Raw genomic sequence first — 22,540 nt, forward strand, 5'->3', positions numbered from 1 at the left:
GTTCCTTGCACATCCTGCACAATGGAAAGCATGCGTGCTGCCTTCCCCTCCGTCCCCGCCGAGTCGCTTGATCCGCGGGCACGGAAGATGCTCGTCTTCGAAATCCTGATTGTGCTGGGACTGTCCCTGGGCCGCTCGGGGGTTTACGCCGTCGTCGAACTCCTGGAAAAGGCAACCGAGGGACCGCTGGCCGGGCAGACCACCACGCTGAACCCGGTCCTGGACGAGAACCCCTGGTTTGACCTGACCTATCAGCTGCTGGGGATTTTCTTCTCGCTGCTGCCCGTGGCACTGGTCCTGTTTTTGCTCACCGAACCCGGCAAATCGGCGTTCCGGCGCATCGGTTTCACCTTCGAGAAACCGCTGCGCGATTTCGGGCTGGGCGCGGGCCTGGCGGCGGTGATCTGTGTGGGAACCCTGGGCGTATACGCGGCCGGCCGGGCGCTGGGCATCACCACCGCGCTGGTGCCCGCAGCGCTGGACACGTACTGGTGGACGCTGCCGGTGCTGATTCTCTCGGCCGTGCGGCATGCGGTGCTCGAGGAAGTCATTGTGGTGGGATACCTGTTCCTGCGGCTGCGGCAGCTGGGCTGGGGGACGCCGGCGATCATCCTGACCAGCGCCCTGGTCCGTGCCAGCTATCACCTGTACCAGGGGATTGGGCCGGGCATTGGAAACTTTTTGATGGGGCTGATCTTCGGCTACGCGTATGTCAAGACCCGCCGCGTGATGCCGCTGGTGATCGCCCATGCCCTGGTGGACATCACCGGGTTTGTGGGGTTTGCCCTGTTTGGTCCCGCCATCGGGATCGGCAACTGATGCCGGCGCCTGCCCTCCTGCGTTTCAGGCTGCCGGCCACCGGCGCTCAGCTGTGCAGTACAGACCCGCCGCCCAGTTGTTCAGCTAGTCCGGAGAGCAGGATGCTCAATCCCTGATCCAACTCAACTTCACCGTCATAGTCCGCAAGAATCGGTGCAAGGGACCTGAGCCGGGGGAATTCCTTCGGGGGCAGCCGGTGCAGGCCAAGACGCAGAATGGCTTCATCTTCTTCGGGATCGGCGATGAGCTCCTGCAGCTCGTTCAGGATGTGTCCGTAGAGGAACGAGTAAAAGGCACGATAGATGTGCAGGGCATCCTCGGGGGAAAATCCGGCTTTCATGAGGAGCGCCAAAATCCGCTCAAGCGGCCGCAGCGTTCCCCGGGGGCGCAGGCCCAGGGGAGTGGACAAGGGCCTGGTGACCAGCAGCGGGACCGTGTTGGGGTGCTGCAGGGCCAGCACCCGGACGTCATGGGCGATGCGTCGCAGCTGAGCCTGCCAGTCCAATTCATCCAGACAAATCGTCAGTTTATTGAAGACCAGTTCTTCAACCCCGGCCAGCAGGGCAGCACGGTTTTCCGCGTAACGGTAGAGGCTCATCGGATCGCAGTGAAGTTCCTGTGCCAGCCGACGCATGCTGAGAGCTTCCAGCCCGTTGGCATCCACCAGGTCCAATGCCGTTCCCAGGACAAGTTCCCTGCTCAGGCGAGCCTTTCGGGAACCTGCAGTGGCTGGTGTTTCCGGGGCTTCCGCCATGAGGGGGGTCCGTCCTGATCGTCTTGGGGAGCGAACATCGCTCGCTCTCCATTAATGATAATGGTTGCTTCTGTGTAGGCCTACGGCTACAGTCTACAGTGTAGAGCAGTCGACATGGTTTTCGGAGAGATCAGAGTTTGCGCGGCCGGTAGTGGCCACTCGCACCGATCGATCAGGAGAAGCGCATGACTGCAATGACAGGCACAACCCCCGCTGCCCGTACCGGGAACGCCAAGACAGCCGAGGACCGGGTCCGTCAGTTCCTCACCGTATGCACCGTACGGGACCTCGATGACAGTGCAGTCCTGCCTGTTGCCGACCTCTATGGCATGTACATCATCTGGTGTGAACAAAACAGTACAGATCCGCTGTCCATCCAGCTCTTCTCGAAGGTACTGCGGGACGAAGGAATCGAGGTCGGGCAACAGCGCAGGGAAAAAGTGGTCAAAGGCATCATGGTCACAGGCCAAATCCCCATCCAGTACATTCTGGAGACTGATAAGGCTCCGGGTCCCAACAGCGTGCTGGGGACACTTCCGGCGTGATGCCCGCTAACCCCGTACCCGTGGAGAGAAACTGCAGCACTATCGTTGAGGCACTGAAGCTGGCCGTGCAGGACGTAGCTGAAGAAGCTACGCTGATCGGTGTCGAACTCGTCTCCGAGCAGCTGGAACAGGGCATCCGGCGGTATTGGGGCACAGATCATGGCATTGGTTCCGATGAACTGCTCGCGACTGCACGGGACATCATCGCGGCGAGGCAGCGTTCAGGCCGCGCCCGCTGAAGGTGCCGCAGGAGTTGGACAACGCCGCCGGTGATGCCCGCCCGGAACGCTGATCAAGGAGCACACCCGCCTGTGACACTGACAACCCCGTGGGGAGCGGACCTGGATCCGGAATCCGTTCTGCAGGAATATCCCCGTCCGCAGCTTGTCCGCGACAGTTGCCTGAACCTCAACGGGTATTGGGAGTACGCCATTACCTCTACCCAGCGGAACCAGCCGCCAGCCGAGGGTGACTGGGACGGCCGGATCCTCGTACCGTTCTCACCCGAGGCACCGCTGTCCGGGGTGAACCGGCAACTCCAGCCCCAGCAGTTCCTTTGGTACCGGCGCATGGTCCGGCTGCCCGAGGGTTTTGCCGGCGAGCGCGTGCTGCTGCACTTCGGCGCGGTGGACCAAAGCTGCACGGTTACGGTGAACGGCGCGGACGTGGGCGGGCACGACGGCGGCTACCTGCCGTTTTCCCTGGATGTCACGGACGCGCTGGTGCCCGGTGCAGAGCAGGAAATCGTGGTGCGGGTCCGGGACATCAGCGACACGGGCTACCACAGCCGCGGCAAGCAGACCCTGGACCGCGGCGGCATTTGGTACACCGCTCAGTCCGGCATCTGGCAGACGGTGTGGCTGGAGTCCGTGCCGAGGACGAGCATCTCGCAGCTGGTCCTGGTGCCGGATCTGGAATCCGTCTCGGTGACTGTGCTGCTGGACGCCGAGAACGACGACGGCGGCGAACTGTCAGCAGCGATCACTTTGTCCGCCGACGGACGCACTGTTGCGGACGCCGTCGTCGTTCCCGGGGAAGCCGTCAACATCCCGGTGCCGGATCCGCACCTGTGGACCCCCGAGGACCCGTTCCTGTATGACCTGGACGTGCGGCTGCTTTCGGGGGGCCGGGAGATCGACAAGGTCCGCAGCTACACCGGGCTGCGGACCTTTGGGACGGGACCGGATGCATCCGGTCATACCCGGCTCCTGCTCAACGGCACACCGTACTTCCACGCCGGGCTGCTGGATCAGGGGTACTGGCCGGACGGACTGTACACGGCGCCGTCGGATGCCGCTCTGGTGTACGACATCCAAACCGCCAAGGATTTAGGTTTCACCATGCTGCGCAAGCACATCAAGGTGGAACCGCTGCGGTGGTACTACCACTGCGACCGCCTCGGCATGCTGGTGTGGCAGGACCTGGTCAGCGGCGGCCGTTCCTATCGGCACTCAGTGGTGACGGCTCCGGCAGTGGGGCTGCCCCACCGTGATGACAGCGACCACGCTGCGTTCGGGCGTGCTGATGAAGCGGGCCGGGACGAGTTCCTGACGGAGCTGCGTGACACCGTGAACCTGCTGCGTAACAGCACCTCGCTGGCAGTGTGGGTTCCGTTTAACGAAGGCTGGGGCCAGTTTGACGCGAACGCCGTCACCGACCTGCTGGGCTCGCTGGATCCGACCCGCAGCATCGACCATGCCAGCGGCTGGCATGACCAAGGCGGGGGAGACCTAAAGAGCGTGCACGTGTACTTTGTTCCGTTTGTGCTCCGGAAGGGCTGGCTGCGGGACGGGCGCGCCGTCGTCCTGTCCGAGTACGGCGGCTACAGCCTGCGCGTTCCGGGCCACACATTCAATGAGAAGGAGTTCGGCTACCGGAAATTCAAGACGCCGGAGGCCCTGCGGCGGGCATGGATTAAGCTGCACCGGCAGCAGATTGAGCCGGCGGTGGCTCAGGGCCTGGCTGCGACCGTGTACACGCAGCTGACCGATGTGGAGGACGAAGTGAACGGGCTGCTCAGCTATGACCGGCGCGTGGTGAAGATCGATGCCGACACGGTGCGGGAGACCAATGCCGGGCTGGCCCGCGCGGCGGGGGCCTCCTGACCGTTTCAGCGGCGGCGGCGTTGCCTGGGCAGCCCGGCTCGAAGCAACATGCTCACCAGCCCGTCCGGATCGTTCCGGGGTTTGATGAGGTCGGCCCAGGACCAGCGGACAAACCCAACGCCGGTCGCCCGAATTGCATCTTCCCGCCGCTTCTCGAGGATGAGGGCTTCCCGGGAAGCCGTGCCAACCTGTCGGTTGGCGCCGGGGCTTTGGCTTGATGCCGCGGTTCCGTATTTCACCGCTCCGTCGAACTCGCCGACCAGCGCGTAGTCCTTCCAGAAAAAGTCGGTTCTTCCAATGAATTGTCCGCCGGCAGACCGGAACTCATATTGGAGCTCCGGCGGCGGAAATCCGTACAGGTGCAAAACGGCACGGGAATAGGACTCGCCGGGGGATTCGGAACGGCTGTCCGCGAAGGAGATTACGCTTCTCGCCCTGGTGCGTTTGACCTCGTCCGGAAGGTTTTCGCAAAGGATCAGCAGGGCATCCTTCTCCAAAGCGGGAAGGCTGCGTGCCGCATCCGGACGCAGAACGTGGTCCATGGCGGGAACAGCACGCTCGAAGCGCAGCCGAGCGGCCATGTCGAGGACTGTTTGAGCACGTGAGGTGAGGGTAAGGCCGTCCCTTGTCGTGGTCGGTTCGAGTAATCTCCGAGGTGTCCAGCGGAGACTGCCGCGGCGCCTTCCATGCGAAGTGCCCGGTGCCAGCAGCAGGATTTCAGAGGTTCTGCCGATGACCGGTAAACCCCAGATGACGGCGGCCGACTGCTGGATCAGGATCCGAGGTGCCTGTGCCTGATCCACGGCAGCGGTAATCGAGGCACGGTCCCGGTCCCACTGCGGCATCTTCTGCCACTGGGCGGCTTCGATGTAGACCCCTGCCCGCACCCGGACCAGCTCGCCCGCCTGACATCTCCGGGCCAGGGAACGTCTGCCGGAGCCGTCGCGATCGGCGTCGGCTGCATAAAGAAACTCCGGATCCATGAGACAAGCGTGAATCCTGGGCTTGCTTCACTAGATGGACCGGGAGCGGTCTGTGGATAAAAACCCCGCCTGAGGGAAGACCGCCACTTTGGGCAGGCGCATCCGGATTGGGAATTTGCTGCCGGTGCGGACCGGCAGTGATTTCCCGAAAGGTGCGCGGATGCCCAAAACGGCAGCGGTTCAGGGGTCCGGCCCGCCCAAAAGGTGCGCGGATGCCCACAGCGGCAGCGATTCAGGGTCCGGCCCGCCCAAAAGGTGCGCGGATGCCCAAAGCGGCAGCGGCTCAGGGGTCCGGCTCGCCCAGAAAGTGCGCGGATGCCCAAAGCGGCAGCGGTTCAGGGTCCAGCCCGCCCGAAAGGTGCGCGGATGCCCACAGCGGCAGCATTTACCCAACTGGTTCCGCCGCCGGCGGGAAAGGCGACCACTTTGGGCAGGCGCATCCGGATTGGGATTCTGCTGCCGGTGCGGACCGGCAGCGATTTCCCGAAAGGTGCGCGGATGCCCAAAGCGGCAGCGGATCAGGGGTCCGGCCCGCCCAGAAAGGTGCGCGGATCCCCCAAAGCGGCAGCAGAACTAGATCTCGACGAGGCCCTTGGCCGTGTTGAACGTGACGGACATGATGCCGGGAGTTCCCTTGGGGGAAATCCACGTGACGCCCACGTTCTCCAGCGGTTCCTCGGCCGGGGTGCCCAGCCACTGCGCCACACGGTCAGCGGAGCCGGCAATGGTCAGCGAGTCCAGCTTCACGGCACCGGGCATGCCGGGCAGGGCAGCCGAGGGGTGCAGTTCCTCGGTTCCGTCATCCCAGCGCAGCATGTACGGCACCTGGGGGTCGGCGATCAGGCCGTTGATGCCGATCTGCCGCCAGGTCAGTTCCTGGCCGTCGGGGAACTTCCGGTTACCCGGAACGGAGAGCCGTCCAAGCCGTTCTTCAAAGGGGGTGAGGTCATCCACAGCCACGCACCAGCCCATCCAGCCGCCGCCGCACTCCGAGCGCTGGCGCACTGCCTGGCCGAAGGGAGCCTTGTCCGAGGCCGGGTGGTTGAGGGCTTCCACCACCTCGACGTACTGATGGTTGGCCAGGGGAAGGATCATGTTCCGCGTACCAAAACGCGGATGGACGCCGCCCTTGACGAAGTCCGCTCCCAGAGCGTCTGCGATCCTCTCTGTCGTGGCCAAAAGACCGTCGGATTCACTGGCATAAGATACATGGTCCAAGCGCATGCGGCCCATAATGGCACGTTGTGACCCGCGTCTCGACTTAGGGCCACCTAAGGCGCCGAAGACGCTTTCCCCGCAGCCGCCGGGAAAAGGTACGCGCCCATCCGTGCCGCCGACGCCCGGGAAATGATCCGTCACACTCCTTGCAGGCGCCGGACTTATCCGTTTTCATAGGGGATAGGTCATGAGTGCCAGCAGATAGCCCCGGCTTGCTGGCCGGCAACCCTCCAACCGCGGTGGGGTGCCCCGGGTGAAGACCTGGCCCTGCCTCAACGGATGCAGGGCAAGCGCGGGTCCCACGTGGCTGCCGGTTACCTTGTTCCGGCCGGAAGTCTCTGTGCGGCCCTTAGGTTATGGGAGCTAAGCAGTGTCAGAAAACTGGTCCTTTGAAACCCGTTCCATCCATGCCGGCCAGGAGCCCGACGCCGTTACCGGCGCCCGCGCCCTGCCTATTTACCAGACATCGTCCTTTGTCTTTCCCAGTGCGGAAGCAGCAGCCAACCGGTTCGCCTTGGCTGAGCTTGCCCCCATCTACACCCGCATCGGCAACCCCACCCAGGAAGCGGTGGAAAACCGGATCGCTTCCCTTGAAGGCGGGATCGGGGCACTGCTGCTCGCCTCCGGGCAGGCCGCGGAAACCTTCGCCATCCTCAACGTGGCCGAAGCCGGGGACCACATCGTTGCCAGCCCCAGCCTTTACGGCGGAACGTACAACCTGTTCAAGCACACGCTGAAGAAGTTCGGCATCACCACAACGTTCGTGGCCGATCCGGACAATCTGGAGCAGTGGCGGGCGGCGGTGCAGCCCAACACCAAGGCCTTCTTCGGCGAGGTGGTCTCCAACCCCCGCCAGGACGTGCTGGACATCGAGGGCATCAGTGCGGTGGCGCATGAGGCCGGCATTCCCCTGATCGTGGACAACACGCTCTCCACCCCGTACCTGATCCGGCCCATCGAGTGGGGCGCGGACATTGTGGTGCACTCGGCCACCAAGTACCTCGGCGGGCACGGTACCGCCATTGCGGGCGTCATCGTGGATTCGGGCAACTTTGACTTCGGTGCCGATCCGGAGAAATTCCCCGGCTTCAACACCCCGGATGAGAGCTACAACGGGCTCGTCTATGCCCGTGACCTGGGTGCCAGCGGCATTCTGGGTGCCAACCTCGCCTACATCCTCAAGGCGCGGGTCCAGCTGCTCCGCGATCTTGGCTCCTCCGTGTCCCCGTTCAACGCGTTCCTCATTGCCCAGGGCCTGGAAACCCTGAGCCTGCGCATGGAGCGGCACGTGAGCAACGCCGTCGCGGTGGCCAACTGGCTGGAAGGGCACGACGACGTCGTCTCCGTCGCCTATGCGGGCCTGGAATCCAGCCCGTGGTTCGAGCGCGGACGCCATTACGGGCCGCGCGGAACGGGCGCCATTGTCTCCTTCGAGATCAACGGCGGCATCGACGCCGGCAAGCGGTTCGTGGATGCCCTGGACCTGCACTCCCATGTGGCGAACGTGGGCGACGTGCGCTCCCTGGTCATTCATCCGGCGTCGACCACCCACAGCCAGCTGGGGGCCGAGGCGCAGCTGGCAGCGGGAGTCAGCCCCGGGCTGGTCCGGCTGTCCGTAGGCATTGAGCACATTGACGACATTATTGCGGACCTCGACGCCGGGTTCCGGGCAGCCAAGGGAGCGTAGCGGGCAGCGTGACACTTCCTTCTACCTCAAACGCTGCCGGAACCGCCGGCGGTACCGTACCGCAGCACTCCGCCCCCGCCGGGGACGGGGTGCTGCGGCATGCGCGCATCGGCAGCCTGCATCTGGAAACAGGAGGCTACCTGCCGGACGTTTCCCTTGCCTACGAGACGTGGGGGACCCTCAACGCGGATGCAAACAATGCCGTGCTGGTGGCCCACGCCCTCACCGGCAGCACCCATGTGGCCAGGGGCAGCAGCGGCGAGGACGGCTGGTGGGACGCACTGGTGGGTCCGGGCAAGACGGTGGACACTGACCGGTACTTTGTCGTCTGCATCAACATGCTCGGCGGCTGCTACGGATCCTCCGGACCATCGTCGCCGGATCCGCAGGGGCTCCCCTGGGGGTCGCGGTTTCCCTTTGTCACGATCCGGGACTCCGTTCGCGCCGAGGCGCGCCTGGCCGACCAGCTGGGAATCCGCGTCTGGCACACCGTGCTCGGCGGTTCCCTGGGCGGCGCCCGTGCCCTGGAATGGGCCGCCACCGAGCCCGGCCGAGTGCAGCGCTGCGCCGTCATTGCGTGCACCGCTGCCAGTTCCGCGGAGCAAATTGCCTTTGGCCAGGCGCAGCTGGAAGCCATCCGCCTGGATCCGGATTTCAACGGCGGCGACTATTACAACGGCAGGGCTCCCGTTGCCGGTCTTGGCCTCGCCCGCCGGATCGCCCACATTACCTACCGCTCCGAAGCTGAGTTGGAGTACCGCTTTGGCAACGGAGCGCAGCTGCAGGAGGACCCGCTGGGGTCCGCGCTGCCGGCGGCACGCGGGCGTTATGCGGTGGAGAGCTACCTGGACCATCAGGCGCGGAAGCTCGCAGACCGGTTCGACGCCAACAGCTACCTGCTGCTGACCGAGGCCCTGATGAGCCACGATGTGGCCCGCGGCCGCGGATCGGTGCGCCAGGCGCTGGCCAACGCCGGTGCCGAATTCTTCATAGCCGCCGTGGATTCGGACCGGCTCTACCTTCCGCAGCACTCCTACGAACTGGCAGCGGCTCTGCCCCGGAAGACCGGTGTGCACATGATCAGTGCGCCGATCGGCCACGACGGGTTCCTCACCGACGTTGAACAGATCGGCGTTCCGCTGCGGGACCGGTTCTTCGGAGCGCCCTAGCGGCGGCGGGGTGCCTACCCTTGCGAAGGCCGCCTGAACGTGGAAGAAACAACCCCATGGGTGATTCGATTCGCGTGGCGGCGCAGGCACAGTGTTCCCCGGCGCAGCTCTGGCACACGCTGGTGGACAACCGTGCGGCGTGGTGGCCGGAAATGGAGTTCACGGCCAGCCCCGGGTCGCCGCTGGCGGAACGGGCGGCCGATGACGGCGAGCAGCGCGCTTCGGGCACCGTGTTGGCGGTGGCGCGGGACCGGCTGCTGTCCTTCCGCTGGAGAATGCCCGACTGGAATGCGCACACGGTGGTGAGCATACAGCTGGCCGCATCACCGGGACCGGACCCGGAAACGGACTACACCGACGTCGTTGTCACCGAAAGCGGTTTGGGCACTCTGGCAGGGGGCGCCGACGTGGCCCGCACCCACACCGAGGAATGGGCCGACCATTTGGCGAACCTGATTTCGCTGGCCGAAAGGGGCTTGGCGGGCTGAATGAGCCGGCTCGCCCAAAGTGCCTGGCCCGTCGGGCGTCCGCTTAGTCGGCCGAACCCGGAGGCATGCCGGGACCGCCAAACATGGGTCCGGCGTCGGGGCGCTTGGCGGAAATGCCGTCGCCGGAGGACTGGTGGCGCACGCGCCGGACCACCCACGGCATGAAGTACTCACGGGCCCAGGTCAGGTCCTCGGTGCGGGCCGTACGCCAGTTCTTCACCGGCATGGGCTTGGGCTCCAGGGGCTCCAGCGTGTGCGGAACGGCGAGAGTTTCCAGCACCATCGCCGCGATCGTGTGATGGCCCAGCGGTGAAAAATGCAGCCGGTCCGGCGCCCACATCTCCCGGTTGCTCAGCTGGCGCAGTGCCCACATGTCAGCGATCACGGCGTCGTGCCTGGCGGCAACGGTCCGGAGGTTCTCGTTGTAGACGGCCACGCGGCCGCGAACACTGCCGATCACCGGCGTGGCACCAAGATCCGGCCCGGTGAAGAGCACCACCGTGGCGCCGCTGGAGACGAGCCGGCCCACTGCAGCATCCATCTTCTCGGCCAGCTTGTCGGGGTCGCCGCCGGGGCGGATGACGTCATTTCCGCCGGCGCAAATGGTGATCAAATCCGGATGTAGTTCGATCGCCGGCTCCAGCTGTTCCTCTATGATCTTGTTCAGCAGCCGCCCCCGAATGGCCAGGTTGGCGTAGGCGAAGCCGTCGCGGGTGCGTGCCAGTTCCTCGGCCACCCGGTCCGCCCAGCCGCGGTGCCCGCCGGGGCTCTGGGGATTGGGGTCGCCGATTCCCTCGGTAAAGGAGTCACCGATGGCCACATAACGGGTCCAGGGATGAACCGCGGATTCCCCGCCTGCAGCGGGTTCCGGGGCAGGGGCGGACGTTCCGGCTGCCGGCGTGGACGAAATTTCGGGGATCGAAGGAGAAGTCACCAGTTCATCCTGCCAAGGAGGGGGCTGGCTACGCGACCGTAGGTTCGCGAACAGGCCGTGCCAGAATGATTATCATGCCTAAAACTGCTCCCTGGAATCCCACTGTCCTTTGGTCCAAGCCGGAAGCCGAGCGGCCCGGTACGCCGCTGCTGGTCCTCTTCCACGGTTACCTCGCCAACGAGGAAGACCTGATGGGACTGGCGGATTACCTGCCCTCAAAGTTCACCATCGCCTCGGTCCGCGCACCGCAGGCCCTTGGCCCCGGCTACACCTGGTTTCCGCTGATGAACGACGCGGACTTCTCCGTGGAGCGCGTGGTGGACGCGGTCGACGACGTCGCCGGCTGGCTGGACAGCGTCAAGGACGTGCACAGCAGTGTTTCCCTGCTGGGCTTTTCCATGGGCATGGCCGTGGCCAGCACGCTGCTGCGCCACCGGCCCGCGGACTTTGCCGCCGTCGTCGGGCTCTCCGGCTTTGTGGTTCCCGCTGAAGGAAATCCGTTCTTCCACGACGACGAGCTCACCGCCGGCGGCGTGCCGTTCTTCTGGGGCCGGGACCAGGCCGATCCGGTGATCGACGCGCCGCGCATCGAATTCACCCACGCCTGGCTGAACGAGCACACGGCGCTGACCAAGATCCTCTATTCGAACATGGGACACGGCATCAACATGCAGGAACTGGGGCATGTGAAGGAGTTCCTCACCCACCTGGTGCTCAAGGGCTGATCCGCACCGGAGCGGGCCGGCCGGCCCGCCGGAGACGGGTTAGTCTTCGGTGACGATCCGGATGGCTTCGCCGTTGACGGAGATGACGTCGCCGGGGTGCAGCTGGCGGCCCCGGCGCTCCTCGATCTCGCCGTTGACCTTCACCAGGCCGTCTTCAATCAGCTGCTTGGCCTGGATGCCGTCTTCGGCCAGGCTGGCGAGCTTGAGCAGCTGGCCCAGGCGGATCATTTCGTCGCGGATGGGAAGGTCTTGGGGATCGGTATTACTCATGTGTCCATTCTGCCGGATATTGTCCGGGCCCGATTCCGGCCTTGCGCCCGCCCTGCCGTAGGGTAAGTCCGTGCCAAACGCTGTGCGAATCAATCCGCTGATCGGTCTTCCCCTTGCTGTCCTGGCCGGGACGGCCATTCCCGCGCAGGCGCGCGTCAACGGTGCGCTGCGCGAAAGGATCGACGACGGGCTGGCTGCAGCCCTCATCAGCTTCTCCGTGGGGCTCGTAGTCATGATCCTGATTTCGGCGCTGCTGCCGCGGGGGCGCGCCGGTGCCGCGCAGCTCCTTCCGGCCCTGCGCGAGCGCCGCTTTCCGCGCTATTACGTGCTGGCCGGAGCCATTGGCGGTTATTTCGTGCTGTCCCAAACCCTCACCGTGGCGGTGCTGGGCGTTGCCGTGTTCACCGTTGCCGCCGTCGCCGGCCAAACCATGACCGGGCTGGTGGTGGACCGCCTGGGCATTGGACCGGCGGGAAAGAAAGCCCTGACGGTGATGCGGGTGGTTGGTGCTGTGCTGACCATCGCCGCCGTCGCGTGGGCCGTGAGCCCAAAGCTCAGCGGAACATCCTCGGCCTCGGACCTGCTGCTGCCGGTGCTGCTGCCTCTGACCGCGGGCATGCTGATGAGTTTCCAGCAGGCCATGAACGGCACCACGGGCATGCATTACGGAACGCCGATCACCGCAACCCTGGTGAACTTCATCTCCGGTGCTGCCGTCCTGCTGGTCTGCTGGCTGGTAAAGGTGGCCGTGTCCGGTTTTGGAAATCCGCTGCCGGGGGAGTGGTACCTGTATCTGGGCGGTCCGCTGGGCTGCGTTTTCATTGGGCTCAGCGCCCTGCTGGTGCGCAGTCTGGGCGTGCTGCTGACCAGCCTGGGCATGATCGGCGGGCAGTTGGTGGGTTCGCTGCTGCTGGACATCTTCCTTCCGGCGCCGGGCTCCGTCGTCGTCGCGGCCACGGTGCTGGGCACCGCGCTGACGCTGGCCGCCATTGTGGTTGCCACGCTGCCCTGGAACATGCCCGGAGTGCTGCGCCGGCGGTGACGCTGCGGCGGGCCCGGTGCACCCTGCGGGGCCCCTTCGAAATAAAAGCGTAACTTAGCCAAGCCTAAGCTAAGGTCTAATAGCGCACACTTCCGTTGCGTAATTATTTTGCCTCCGCAGCGGTTGGACAGACGGCTGCGCTGGCCCTGACCAAGGTGCGCAATGACCGGTAATTTCCTCATCGGACTCCGTGAAGGACTTGAGGCTGTCCTCATTGTTGTCCTGCTCCTCGCCTATCTAAAGAAGAGCGGCCGTACGGCGCTGATTCCCCGCATTTACGCCGGGATCGCCGTCGCCGTGGCGGTGTCCCTGGGCTTCGGTGCGCTTCTGACCTTCGGACCCCGGGGGCTGACGTTTGAGGCACAGGAAATCATCGGCGGCAGCCTGTCCATCGTGGCCGTGGGATTTGTGACCTGGATGGTCTTCTGGATGGCCAAAGCCTCACGGTCGCTCGGCACCGAACTGCGGACCCAGGTGGACCGCGCATCAGACGGCAAAGCCTGGGGGCTGGTCCTGGTGGCGGCGCTGGCCGTTGGCCGTGAAGGACTGGAAACCGCACTGTTCATTTGGGCGGCAGCCCGCGCCACCGGGCAAACCTGGGAGCCGATCCTCGGCGCCTTCCTTGGCCTTGCCGTGGCGGTTGCCCTGGGCGTGCTCCTGCATAAAGGCGCTCTGCGCATCAACCTCAGCCGCTTCTTCACCTGGACCGGAGCGGCCCTCATCATCGTTGCCGGCGGCGTCCTGGCCTATGGCGTCCATGACCTGCAGGAAGCACGCGTGCTGCCCGGGCTGAACTCCCTGGCCTTCGATGTTTCGCACATCATCGCTCCCAGCGGCTGGCTGGCCACGCTGCTCAAGGGCGTCTTCAACTTCTCTCCCGCCACCACCTGGCTTGAAGCAACGGCATGGACGCTGTACGTCATCCCGGTGATGTGGCTTTACTTCCGCAGCGTTCACCGCAGCGGTTCCCGCCGGGACACGACCGCGTCCCGGCCCGTGACGGCAGCCTGATCCCGCTGCCGACAGCACCCTAAGGAATAACCATGAAGGCACACCCCTCACTTGCGCCGGCCGTGCTGCTGGCCGTTGCCGCCCTGGCACTCAGCGGCTGCACCGATAACACTGCTGCCGCTGACGGCGGCGGCATCGCCGTGAGCAGCACCGCCGATGACTGCTCGGTCGCAACGGATACCGCCCCCGGCGGAACCATCCGCTTCGATGTCACCAACGACGGCGATGAAGTCACCGAGTTCTATCTCCTGGCAGAGGACGGGCTGCGGATCGTCGGTGAAGTGGAAAACATCGGCCCCGGCCTCACCCGCGATCTGGTGGTCATGGCACCCGAAGGCAAGTACTTCACTGCGTGCAAGCCCGGGATGGTGGGGGATGGCATCCGTTCCGCCTTCACCGTCACGGAAGCACCGGCGGGACAGGAAATCAGTGCCGACCGCGCAGAACTGCAGGACACCGCCGTCAACCTGTACGCGGCATACGTCAAGGACCAGGCGGCCCAGCTCGTGGAAGGTACCCGGGAGTTTGCAGCCGCATTTGCAGCCGGCGAGGAAGAGACGGCGCGCGCCCTCTACCCGCAGGTCCGCATGCACTGGGAGCGCATCGAACCCGTGGCGGAATCCTTCGGAGACCTGGACCCGATCCTGGACGCACGGGAAGCCGATCTTGAAGAGGGCGATGAATTCACCGGCTGGCACCGGGCCGAAAAGGACCTCTGGGCCCCCGCTGATTACACCAAGATGACCGCGGAAGAGCGCAGCTACATTGCGGACAAGATGGTGGCGGACACGGAGGAGCTGTTCAGCCGCACCCAGGAACTGACCTTTACGGCGGACAAGCTGGCCAACGGCGCCAAAGAGCTGCTGGATGAAGTGGCCACCGGCAAGGTGACCGGTGAAGAGGAGTTCTTCTCCCATACCGACCTTTGGGATTTCCAGGCCAACGTGGACGGCGCCCGGATTGCCTACGAGGATCTGAAGCCGCTGCTGGCCGAGAACGACGGCGACCTCGACGCAGCGCTCGAGGAGAACTTTGCAGCGCTCCAGGAACTGCTGGACCAGTACCGGGTGGACGACGGTTTCAAGCTCTACACCGAGCTGACGGACGAGCAGATCCAGGAACTCAGTGCGGCCGTGGACTCGCTCAGCGAGCCCCTGTCCAAGCTGACGGCAGCGGTCGTTAAGTAGGGCGGCAAACACATGTGTCCGCAAGAATCGCGCGGCAGGGGAGGCCTGAGCCGCAGGGGATTGTTCACTGCGGCCGGAGCCGGAGGCATCGGACTTGCCGCCGGTGCTGCCGGGGCGTTCGCAGCGGGAAGGGAGCGCAGTTCGCCGGTCAACGACGTCGTGCCCCTTTACGGCGCGCATCAGGCGGGCATCACTACGGACGCCCAGGACCACATGCACACCGCGGCCTTCGATCTGACGGCGTCCACGCGGCAATCGGTCATTTCGCTGCTGCGGGACTGGACCGAAGCCGCGGAAGCCATGACGGCGGGCCGCGACGTCGGTGCCACCGGAGCTTCGGGCGGTGCCTACGACGCACCGCCCGAAGACACCGGCGAAGCACAGGATCTGCACGCGGCGCACCTGACAATTACCTTCGGGTTCGGCCGGACGCTGTTCGAGAAGGACGGCGAGGACCGTTACGGAGTCCGCTCCCGCCTGCCCGCTGCGCTGATCGATCTTCCGCTCTTTTCCGGGGATGCCCTTGAGCCGAACCGGACCGGCGGGGACCTGATGGTCCAGGCCTGCGCCGACGATCCCCAGGTGGCGGTGCATGCGGTGCGGAACCTCTCCCGGATTGCCTTCGGGCGGGCGCGGGTGCGGTGGTCGCAGCTCGGCTTTGGGCGGACTGCCTCCACCTCGACGGGCCAGGTGACGCCGCGCAACCTGTTTGGCTTCAAGGACGGCACCGCCAACATCATGGCGCAGGATCGGGACCTGCTGGACAAACACGTGTGGGTGGGAGGCAGCCCGGCTGCTGAAGCATGGCTCGACGGCGGCACCTACGCGGTGATGCGCCGGATCCGAATGCACGTGGAGACCTGGGACCGGACCACCCTGCGCGAGCAGGAACTGGTCGTGGGACGCACCAAGCGAGAGGGTGCCCCGCTGTCCGGAGGGGACGAATTCACGGCACCCGATTTTTCGCTGCCGGGCAGAAACGGGCCGCTGATCGACGCAGCGTCACACCTGGCGCTGGCCCATCCGGACCACAACGGCGGAGTGCACATGCTGCGCCGCGGTTACAACTATGCCGACGGCACGGATGACCTGGGCCGGTTCGACGCCGGACAGTTTTTCGTGGCCTATCTGGTGGATCCGCGCTCGCACTACGTCCCGATGCAGTCGGCCATGGCCAAGAATGACCTCATGGCGGAATACCTGCGGCACACCGGCAGCGGGTTGTTTGCGGTCCCGCCGGGGATTCAGGCAGGGGAGTACATCGGGCAGTCGTTGTTCAGCTGATGTGGTTTTGAAGTTCAGCTGATGGGGTTGAACTGATTGGCCATCGGCGCGGTAAGCCCCATAGGTAAGCAGTCAGTGCCCCACATGCAAGCAGACCGTCCGGCGGATTCCGCCGGACGGTCTGCTTATTTGTTCCTGCAGCGGGTTGTTACGCCCTGCGCCTCTTCATGAGGAGCCAGGTTCCGGCGGCCAGGAGCAGAACTGCCGCTCCGCCGATCCAGGGCAAACTCTTGCCCACGCCGGTTTCCGCCAGCGGAGCCTTCGAACCGGTGTCCGGCGTTGCCTCGGCTGCGGCTCCATCCGGCTCCTCCGTGCTCCCGTCGGAGTCTGAACCCCCCGGGGGCGGAGTGCTGCCGGTGCCCGGTGACGGGGCCGCCGTGGGTTTTGCTGACGGTTCCGTTGTGGGTTCAGCAGACGGTTCCGGTGCGGGAGCCGTAGGTTCAGCTGACGGTTCCGGCGTCGGTTCGTCGGTGGGCGCCGGTGCCGGATCTGTCGTCGGTTCAGGTGCCGGTGCTGCCGGGGCCGCCGAGAGGAGGTAGAGCGAAACCGCGTTCCCTCCGCCTGCCACCACATCCGGGCTGCCGTCACCGTTGAAATCTCCGGCCACGCCGACAGACGTTCCGCCGTCTGCTCCCAGCAGCTGTCCTGACTCAGCAGGCAGCCCGGCCAGGCCAAGGCGGCCCGAGCCGTTCGGCAGGCCGTTCACCGCCCAGAGTTCACCGTTTGCGGCCGAGCCCAGAAGCACCTCAGGTGTTCCGTCGCCGTTGAGGTCCGGGATGCCCGCCACGGAAGCGCCGGTCCGGCCTCCGTCGGCGGCCCCCTCAATCCAGTAGCCGCGTTCCTGCGTCTCGCCGTCGGTGCACGTGGCATCCGCCGAGCCTGAGCTGCAGCTGAAGACGGTGGCGGCGGAGGCTTCCGGAGCCGTCATGACAGGGGCAGACGACGCCGATCCGAAGATCACGGCAGCTCCGCCGTTACGGGGTGCATCCGGCCGGGACGCGCCGTCGGCTCCCACTGCGATGTCGGCGAACCCGTCATTGTTGATGTCGCCGACACCGGCAATGGATGCGCCCAGCCGGTCCCGCTGGCGCTGCGGGCCGTAGATCATAAAGCCGTCATCGGTCATCGCGGCGAGGTCCAGGGCACCGGTCCGGCCGCCCCACAGGGCGTAGGCGGCACCGGAGGATGAGACTTCCGCACCCCAGGGAGCGGCGGTGTAGGCGGACACCAGCAGGTCTGCGGCTCCGTCACCGTTCACGTCCCCCGCACCGCTGACCGTACCCAGGCGGTCCTGGGCGGCTGCACCGTCAATGGTGCGGATTACGCGGCCGGCATCCGTCTGGACGTTGACCGTGCGCACGGAGGTTTGTCCCTTGACGATCCAAACCCGACCGCTGTTGGTCCGGCCGTTGTAGTCGGCCAGAATGTCGCCAACCGCAATATCGTCCAGTCCGTCGCCGTCGAGGTCGCCCACTGCTGCCACGGAGTAACCGAAGTTATCGGTGGAGTTGTCCGCTGTGGCCTTGTCAGCTGCGCCGGAATCCTCAATGACGAATCCCCGCGTGCCGAGGAAGTCCAGATCCACGGGGGAGAAGTCCCGCGCACCGAAGATCACGGTGGCCTGCTGGTAACCGCGGCTGCCCGCCCCCAGGACAAAGTCGTCAATGCCGTCGCCGTTGGTGTCGCCCAGACAGGACACAGCCCAGCCAACCCATGCGCCGGCCGGAACGGTGACGGAGGGCCCGTCGATGCGGATGGTGCCTGAAGCGTCAGGATCAGCAACGTCGCCGCCTGACGGCGTTCCGGTGCCGAGAGCAACATAGGCGGCGCCGGTGTTGACGTAGCCGGGGCGGTCCCAGCCCCAGTCACCCAGGATGGTGTCATCCATCCCGTCACCGTTGACGTCGCAGGAGGAGCTGCTCACGCTAAACCCCAGGGTGCCGTTGGCCTCACCCTGCCAGACGCTCTTGCCCGCCAGCAGCGGATCCGTTTCTTCGGCGGCTGCGGCCAGCGGCCAGGCAACGGTCAGCGAACCAACGCCAACGGCCAGTGCTGCGGCGCCCGCCAGGAGGCGGCGCCGCGGTGATGAATTTTCATACAACATGTTAATTTGGCTCGTTCCGGGCTTAGTTGGGGGCGTGAACGCCGTTGTTCTTTCCAAAGTCGGCTGCAGTGTCGAACTTCTGCGTGCTCAGGGACACTGCACCTGTGGCGGTTCCGGCGACGAGATGCTGCCGGATGCTGCCGGTGAACGCAGTTTCGGAGCCGCCCGTTCCGTAGGGGTCGGTGTACACAGCGGACGGGGTTCCGGGGGTGACTGAGTTCTGGTTCAGATAGAAGTCGCGCTGCGCGCCGTCGAACGGAGAGGCCGGATCCTGCCAGTCAAGCGGTGCCAGCGAATTCACGGTGCTCCAGGGGAATCCGGCGGCGGCGTTTTCTCCCCAGGCCAGGTCCACCGGGCGTGAGATGCCGTTTTTGTTCTGCGCGGCGTCGCTGTTCGCCGGATCGTAGTAGCGGCTGGGGTTTCGCACGCCGAACCACGGGTCGAAATGCGCCAGCAGAGTGCCGTCAGCTGCTGTGATCCGGTTTTCGCCCTTCCACAGCTCATAGATTCCCCACAGCGAGGCGGCCTCGCCGGTGGCATGCTCCGCAACGCACGCGGCATCGGGGATTTGCCGGGATCCGCCGTAGCCCGCCGGCAGCTTGCTGCCCATGGTGGCCACGGCTTCAAGTGCGCCGCAGTTCTTGTGGAATTCGTTGGAATTGCCGAACTTGCTCAGCGTCGTCGAAATGATTTCGGTGCCGTCAGAGCACTTGGACGCGTAAATGGCTTCATGGGCATTGTTCGATGTGGCATCAGGGGACCAGCTGCCCTGATGCTGTTTGATGAGGAAATCGCAGGTGACAACCGCTCCCTGAGCGTCCAGTACCCATTCGCGGTTCTCATCGATGAGTTCAACGTTGTTTTGCAGGAAGATTTTGTGGCCGGCATTGTCTTCGTGGCGCATGGCCATGCCTTCATGCTCGGCGCCGTACATCATCAGCGCCTCGCTGGCGTAGCCGAACGGTATGCCGGTCTTCCCGTCGGCCTCTGCCGGAGTCAGGTAATCCACCACCCAGTCGTAGATGTCCGAGGTGGCCGGGTCCGCGCCGTGCTCGTGCCCAAACGTGCACATGCTGCCTGTGGCCGGATCAATGACCTGTGCCGGGTGCCAGGTCGGATAGATCTTTCCGTCCGGACCGAGCGCGGTGTACTCGGCGTGAAGTTCCGCCGAGCATGTGTCATAGGCGGTGGGCTTCCAGTTCCGCTCGAGATAGGCGGTGGAGTACTGCGGGTCGCCGCCGTGCTCGTGCCCCGGATCCGTTGGGGCGGTGGGCTCCGGCACGGTCATATCCGGCGTGGTGTGCTCTGGCGCGGTGTGGTCCATCGCCTCGGCCGGCGCGGCGGTGAAGGAGAAGGCGGCCAGGCCTCCGGCCGCGAGTGCCGCTGCCGCGAGGGCGCCCGCCATTGGGCGCCAAGTCCGCCTCCCGACGGCAGGGTCACGGTGGCTCTTCTGTTGGTTTTTCAAGGCAACCTAATCCAGCCGGAACGTACCGTCCGGCTTCTTGTTGAGTGGAGTGGAAGTGCGCCGGCTTAGGTAAGGGAATCCTAAGCAAGGCTCCTGAATCGTATGAAGTCAGGGGGTTACGCAACAAATATGTGACCTAATTATTACCGCAGGCTTATTTATGGTTCCCGTCACGTTCCCGTGGCCTGTCCCTCACCCGCGCACTGTGCCCACCGTGCCGCGTGCCCGGCTTTGGCCGCAGTGACCTTAAGCTGGTAGTTGTAGCTTTTTGCCCTTTGCAGTTCCTCGCCGCGCAACCTGCCGGTGCACACTGCAGCGGGACCATAAGCGGACCGCACCCAGCGGCCTGCGCAGACACGAAAGAACGGCGGTACCATTCCATGGCTTCGACCAAATCCAAACTGGATCCGATCATCTCCCTCGCCAAGCGCCGGGGGTTCGTCTTCCAGTCGGGTGAGATTTACGGCGGGTCCCGCTCTGCATGGGATTACGGCCCCCTGGGTGTCGAACTCAAGGAAAACATCAAGAAGCAGTGGTGGCAGCACATGGTCCGCGGGCGCGACGACGTCGTCGGGCTGGATTCCGCCGTCATCCTCCCGCGCCAGGTCTGGGAGGCCTCCGGCCACGTTGAGGTCTTCTCCGATCCGCTGGTTGAATGCCTGAGCTGCCACAAGCGCTACCGTGCGGACCACCTCGAAGAGGCCTACGAGGAAAAGAAGGGCCACGCCCCCGAGAACGGCCTGGCGGACATTGCCTGCGCCAACTGCGGCACCAAGGGTCAGTGGACCGAGCCGCAGGAATTCTCCGGCCTGCTGAAGACCTTCCTGGGTCCGGTGGCCAATGAAGAGGGCATGCACTACCTGCGCCCCGAAACCGCGCAGGGCATCTTCGTGAACTTCAACAACGTGCTGACCACGTCGCGGAAGAAGCCGCCGTTCGGTATCGGCCAGATCGGCAAGAGCTTCCGCAACGAGATCACGCCGGGCAACTTCATCTTCCGCACCCGCGAGTTCGAGCAGATGGAAATGGAGTTCTTCGTCGAGCCGGGCACGGACGAGGAATGGCACAAGTACTGGATCGAAAACCGGTTCAACTGGTACGTGAACCTGGGCATCGATCCGGAGAACCTGCGCCTGTTCGAGCACCCGCTGGAAAAGCTGAGCCACTATTCCAAGGGCACCACCGACGTCGAATACCGCTTCGGCTTCCAGGGGTCCGAGTGGGGCGAGCTGGAAGGCATTGCCAACCGCACCGACTTCGACCTCGGTACACACTCCAAGCACTCCGGCACGGACCTGAGCTACTTCAACCAGGCCACCAACGAGCGCTTCACCCCGTATGTAATTGAGCCCGCCGCCGGTTTGACCCGTTCCTTCATGGCGTTCCTCGTGGACTCCTACACCGAGGACGAAGCCCCCAATGCCAAGGGCGGCGTCGACAAGCGCACCGTCCTGAAGCTTGACCCGCGCCTGGCGCCGGTCAAGGCCGCCGTGCTGCCGCTGAGCCGCAACGAGGACCTCTCTCCCAAGGCCAAGGACCTCGCTGCACAGCTGCGCCGGAACTGGAACATCGACTTTGACGATGCCGGCGCCATTGGCCGCCGCTACCGCCGCCAGGACGAAATCGGCACCCCGTTCTGCATCACCGTGGACTTCGACACGCTCGAAGACCAGGCCGTCACCGTGCGCGAACGCGACTCGATGGCGCAGGAACGCGTGAGCCTGGACAAGGTTGAGGGTTACCTCGCGCAGAGGCTGATCGGAGCGTAATGGCACTGACTTTCCGCGAATGGCGCGAAGATGACGACCTGGCCTTGAATCAGCTCTGGGGCGATCCGGAAACGGTGCAGTCCGGCCAGTTCCGGGCTGTGCTGCGGCCGTCCTCCAACGAGCCCTGGAGCCGCTGCATCGTGGCCGAGGATGACGGCGTTCCGGTGGCCGCCGGCGTCGTCTACGAAACCTCGCTGCATCCGGACCGGTTGTGGATCTACGTGGAGGTGGCCCGGGAAAACCGGCGCTCCGGGCTCGGATCCACCCTGTTGGCCATGCTGCGCAAGGAAGCCGAGACGGCGCCGTCGGGAGTTACCGCCCTGCGGGCGAAGGTGGAGCCGGGCACTTCCGGCGCGGCGTTTGCCGAAGCCGCCGGATTCTCGCGGATCCAGCGTTCGCGGGTTGTAGTGGTGGAACCGGGCCGGATCAGCCTGCCCGTGTTCTCCGACGACGCCGGTCCGCAGCTGGAGGAAGCCGCCACCGGTTCGGTGGAGCTGACGCAGGCTGTGGCCGAGTTCTACAACAGCGTGCACGGCTGGGACCGGGCAGACATGACGCTGGGCCGCGCCCAGCAGATGCTGCTCAATGACGCCACCGGTGCCGCCGGCGCCGTGGTGCTGCGCGATGCGCCGAAGGCTAAGGGTGGAAAGATCGCTGCGTTTGCCGTGAGCTACACGCACAACCGCACCGATGAGCCCGCCGACGTGTTCCTGGGCTACGACACCAAGCTGGAACGGTCCGAGCAGGAAGCGGCACTGGAATCGCTGCTGGCCATGCTGACCTATCAGTATCCGGTGCAGCTGGAGGTGGACGAGTCCATGGCTCCCGTGGCCCGGATCATCCAGGCGCTGTTGGAAAAGGGCGCGGCCCGCGAGGTCGGTCCGGCTACGGAGATCGTCAGCAGCTAGAGAGTCTCTGTGGTCTTTGCCTCTGCCGGGGCATAACGACGACGGCGGGCGCCGGTTCCTTCGGGATCGGCGC

At 65.2% G+C, this 22,540-nt stretch carries 21 protein-coding genes and 1 riboswitch; of the genes, 14 read left to right on the forward strand and 7 right to left on the reverse strand.

Annotated features, from left to right (window positions below):
* The first annotated feature begins 30 nt into the window (after positions 1-30).
* On the forward strand, positions 31-819 hold the full coding sequence (locus CXR03_RS14995) for a CPBP family intramembrane glutamic endopeptidase (protein ID WP_104104525.1): 789 nt from the start codon (positions 31-33) through the stop codon (positions 817-819).
* Between the two features lie 46 nt (positions 820-865).
* Here CXR03_RS14995 and CXR03_RS15000 read toward each other — a convergent pair whose 3' ends face one another.
* A complete protein-coding gene (locus CXR03_RS15000) occupies positions 866-1,573 on the reverse strand; it encodes a TetR/AcrR family transcriptional regulator C-terminal domain-containing protein (protein ID WP_104104526.1) in 708 nt (235 codons plus the stop codon).
* A 185-nt stretch (positions 1,574-1,758) separates the two neighbouring features.
* On the opposite strand from CXR03_RS15000, the gene CXR03_RS15005 reads away from it, so the two are divergent.
* The 3 genes from CXR03_RS15005 (at position 1,759) to CXR03_RS15015 (ending at position 4,223) form a co-directional block, all read left to right on the forward strand.
* A complete protein-coding gene (locus CXR03_RS15005) occupies positions 1,759-2,118 on the forward strand; it encodes a primase-like DNA-binding domain-containing protein (protein ID WP_104104527.1) in 360 nt (119 codons plus the stop codon).
* Positions 2,115-2,357, forward strand: coding sequence for a hypothetical protein (locus CXR03_RS15010; protein WP_146070539.1), 243 nt, complete (start codon positions 2,115-2,117; stop codon positions 2,355-2,357). The genes CXR03_RS15005 and CXR03_RS15010 overlap by 4 nt, the downstream gene beginning before the upstream one ends.
* Positions 2,358-2,429: 72 nt before the next feature.
* A complete protein-coding gene (locus CXR03_RS15015) occupies positions 2,430-4,223 on the forward strand; it encodes a glycoside hydrolase family 2 protein (RefSeq protein ID WP_104104529.1) in 1,794 nt (597 codons plus the stop codon).
* A gap of 5 nt (positions 4,224-4,228) precedes the next feature.
* On the opposite strand, the gene CXR03_RS15020 is transcribed toward CXR03_RS15015, so the two are convergent.
* Both CXR03_RS15020 and CXR03_RS15025 read right to left on the reverse strand, forming a co-directional pair.
* Entirely contained in the window at positions 4,229-5,206 is a 978-nt protein-coding gene (locus CXR03_RS15020) for a hypothetical protein (RefSeq protein ID WP_104104530.1), read from the reverse strand.
* A 573-nt stretch (positions 5,207-5,779) separates the two neighbouring features.
* On the reverse strand, positions 5,780-6,439 hold the full coding sequence (locus tag CXR03_RS15025; protein ID WP_258073675.1) for a VOC family protein: 660 nt from the start codon (positions 6,437-6,439) through the stop codon (positions 5,780-5,782).
* Positions 6,440-6,607: 168 nt separating this feature from the next.
* Positions 6,608-6,723, forward strand: a riboswitch (SAM riboswitch).
* A gap of 71 nt (positions 6,724-6,794) precedes the next feature.
* On the opposite strand from CXR03_RS15025, the gene CXR03_RS15030 reads away from it, so the two are divergent.
* The 3 genes from CXR03_RS15030 (at position 6,795) to CXR03_RS15040 (ending at position 9,768) form a co-directional block, all read left to right on the forward strand.
* Positions 6,795-8,111, forward strand: coding sequence for a bifunctional o-acetylhomoserine/o-acetylserine sulfhydrylase (locus tag CXR03_RS15030; RefSeq protein WP_104104531.1), 1,317 nt, complete (start codon positions 6,795-6,797; stop codon positions 8,109-8,111).
* Positions 8,112-8,200: 89 nt separating this feature from the next.
* On the forward strand, positions 8,201-9,280 hold the full coding sequence (locus tag CXR03_RS15035) for a homoserine O-acetyltransferase (protein WP_258073703.1): 1,080 nt from the start codon (positions 8,201-8,203) through the stop codon (positions 9,278-9,280).
* A 56-nt stretch (positions 9,281-9,336) separates the two neighbouring features.
* The gene (locus CXR03_RS15040; protein ID WP_104104533.1) at positions 9,337-9,768 is read left to right on the forward strand and encodes an SRPBCC domain-containing protein; all 432 of its coding nucleotides are present in this window, start codon (positions 9,337-9,339) and stop codon (positions 9,766-9,768) included.
* 43 nt (positions 9,769-9,811) lie between these two features.
* On the opposite strand, the gene CXR03_RS15045 is transcribed toward CXR03_RS15040, so the two are convergent.
* Positions 9,812-10,588: an SGNH/GDSL hydrolase family protein gene (locus tag CXR03_RS15045; protein ID WP_258073704.1), complete on the reverse strand. Its 777-nt coding sequence runs from the start codon at positions 10,586-10,588 to the stop codon at positions 9,812-9,814.
* Positions 10,589-10,776: 188 nt separating this feature from the next.
* On the opposite strand from CXR03_RS15045, the gene CXR03_RS15050 reads away from it, so the two are divergent.
* Positions 10,777-11,427 (forward strand): alpha/beta hydrolase, encoded by a 651-nt coding sequence (locus CXR03_RS15050; protein ID WP_104104710.1) that lies wholly within the window; start codon positions 10,777-10,779, stop codon positions 11,425-11,427.
* A 39-nt stretch (positions 11,428-11,466) separates the two neighbouring features.
* Here CXR03_RS15050 and CXR03_RS15055 read toward each other — a convergent pair whose 3' ends face one another.
* The gene (locus CXR03_RS15055; protein WP_104055319.1) at positions 11,467-11,697 is read right to left on the reverse strand and encodes an RNA-binding S4 domain-containing protein; all 231 of its coding nucleotides are present in this window, start codon (positions 11,695-11,697) and stop codon (positions 11,467-11,469) included.
* Positions 11,698-11,767: 70 nt separating this feature from the next.
* On the opposite strand from CXR03_RS15055, the gene CXR03_RS15060 reads away from it, so the two are divergent.
* The 4 genes from CXR03_RS15060 to efeB all read left to right on the forward strand — a co-directional run bounded on the left by CXR03_RS15060 (position 11,768) and on the right by efeB (position 16,221).
* Positions 11,768-12,739: a DMT family transporter gene (locus CXR03_RS15060; protein WP_104104534.1), complete on the forward strand. Its 972-nt coding sequence runs from the start codon at positions 11,768-11,770 to the stop codon at positions 12,737-12,739.
* A gap of 162 nt (positions 12,740-12,901) precedes the next feature.
* Positions 12,902-13,750, forward strand: coding sequence for an iron uptake transporter permease EfeU (efeU, locus tag CXR03_RS15065; protein WP_104104535.1), 849 nt, complete (start codon positions 12,902-12,904; stop codon positions 13,748-13,750).
* A 32-nt stretch (positions 13,751-13,782) separates the two neighbouring features.
* Positions 13,783-14,937, forward strand: a complete 1,155-nt coding sequence (efeO, locus tag CXR03_RS15070; protein ID WP_104104536.1) for an iron uptake system protein EfeO — start codon at positions 13,783-13,785, stop codon at positions 14,935-14,937.
* A 12-nt stretch (positions 14,938-14,949) separates the two neighbouring features.
* Positions 14,950-16,221 (forward strand): iron uptake transporter deferrochelatase/peroxidase subunit, encoded by a 1,272-nt coding sequence (efeB, locus tag CXR03_RS15075; RefSeq protein WP_104104537.1) that lies wholly within the window; start codon positions 14,950-14,952, stop codon positions 16,219-16,221.
* Between the two features lie 148 nt (positions 16,222-16,369).
* Here efeB and CXR03_RS15080 read toward each other — a convergent pair whose 3' ends face one another.
* Both CXR03_RS15080 and CXR03_RS15085 read right to left on the reverse strand, forming a co-directional pair.
* Positions 16,370-18,325, reverse strand: a complete 1,956-nt coding sequence (locus CXR03_RS15080; RefSeq protein ID WP_104104538.1) for an FG-GAP-like repeat-containing protein — start codon at positions 18,323-18,325, stop codon at positions 16,370-16,372.
* 22 nt (positions 18,326-18,347) lie between these two features.
* Positions 18,348-19,730 carry a hypothetical protein gene (locus tag CXR03_RS15085; protein ID WP_104104539.1) on the reverse strand — a complete coding sequence of 461 codons (1,383 nt, stop codon included), beginning with the start codon at positions 19,728-19,730 and terminating at the stop codon, positions 18,348-18,350.
* Between the two features lie 440 nt (positions 19,731-20,170).
* On the opposite strand from CXR03_RS15085, the gene CXR03_RS15090 reads away from it, so the two are divergent.
* A complete protein-coding gene (locus CXR03_RS15090; protein WP_104055326.1) occupies positions 20,171-21,559 on the forward strand; it encodes a glycine--tRNA ligase in 1,389 nt (462 codons plus the stop codon).
* Positions 21,559-22,467: a GNAT family N-acetyltransferase gene (locus tag CXR03_RS15095; RefSeq protein ID WP_104104540.1), complete on the forward strand. Its 909-nt coding sequence runs from the start codon at positions 21,559-21,561 to the stop codon at positions 22,465-22,467. The genes CXR03_RS15090 and CXR03_RS15095 overlap by 1 nt, the downstream gene beginning before the upstream one ends.
* The last annotated feature ends 73 nt before the right edge of the window (positions 22,468-22,540 follow it).

The sequence above is a fragment of the Arthrobacter sp. 08Y14 genome, from assembly GCF_002929455.1.
Classification (GTDB): Bacteria; Actinomycetota; Actinomycetes; order Actinomycetales; family Micrococcaceae; genus Arthrobacter_B; species Arthrobacter_B sunyaminii.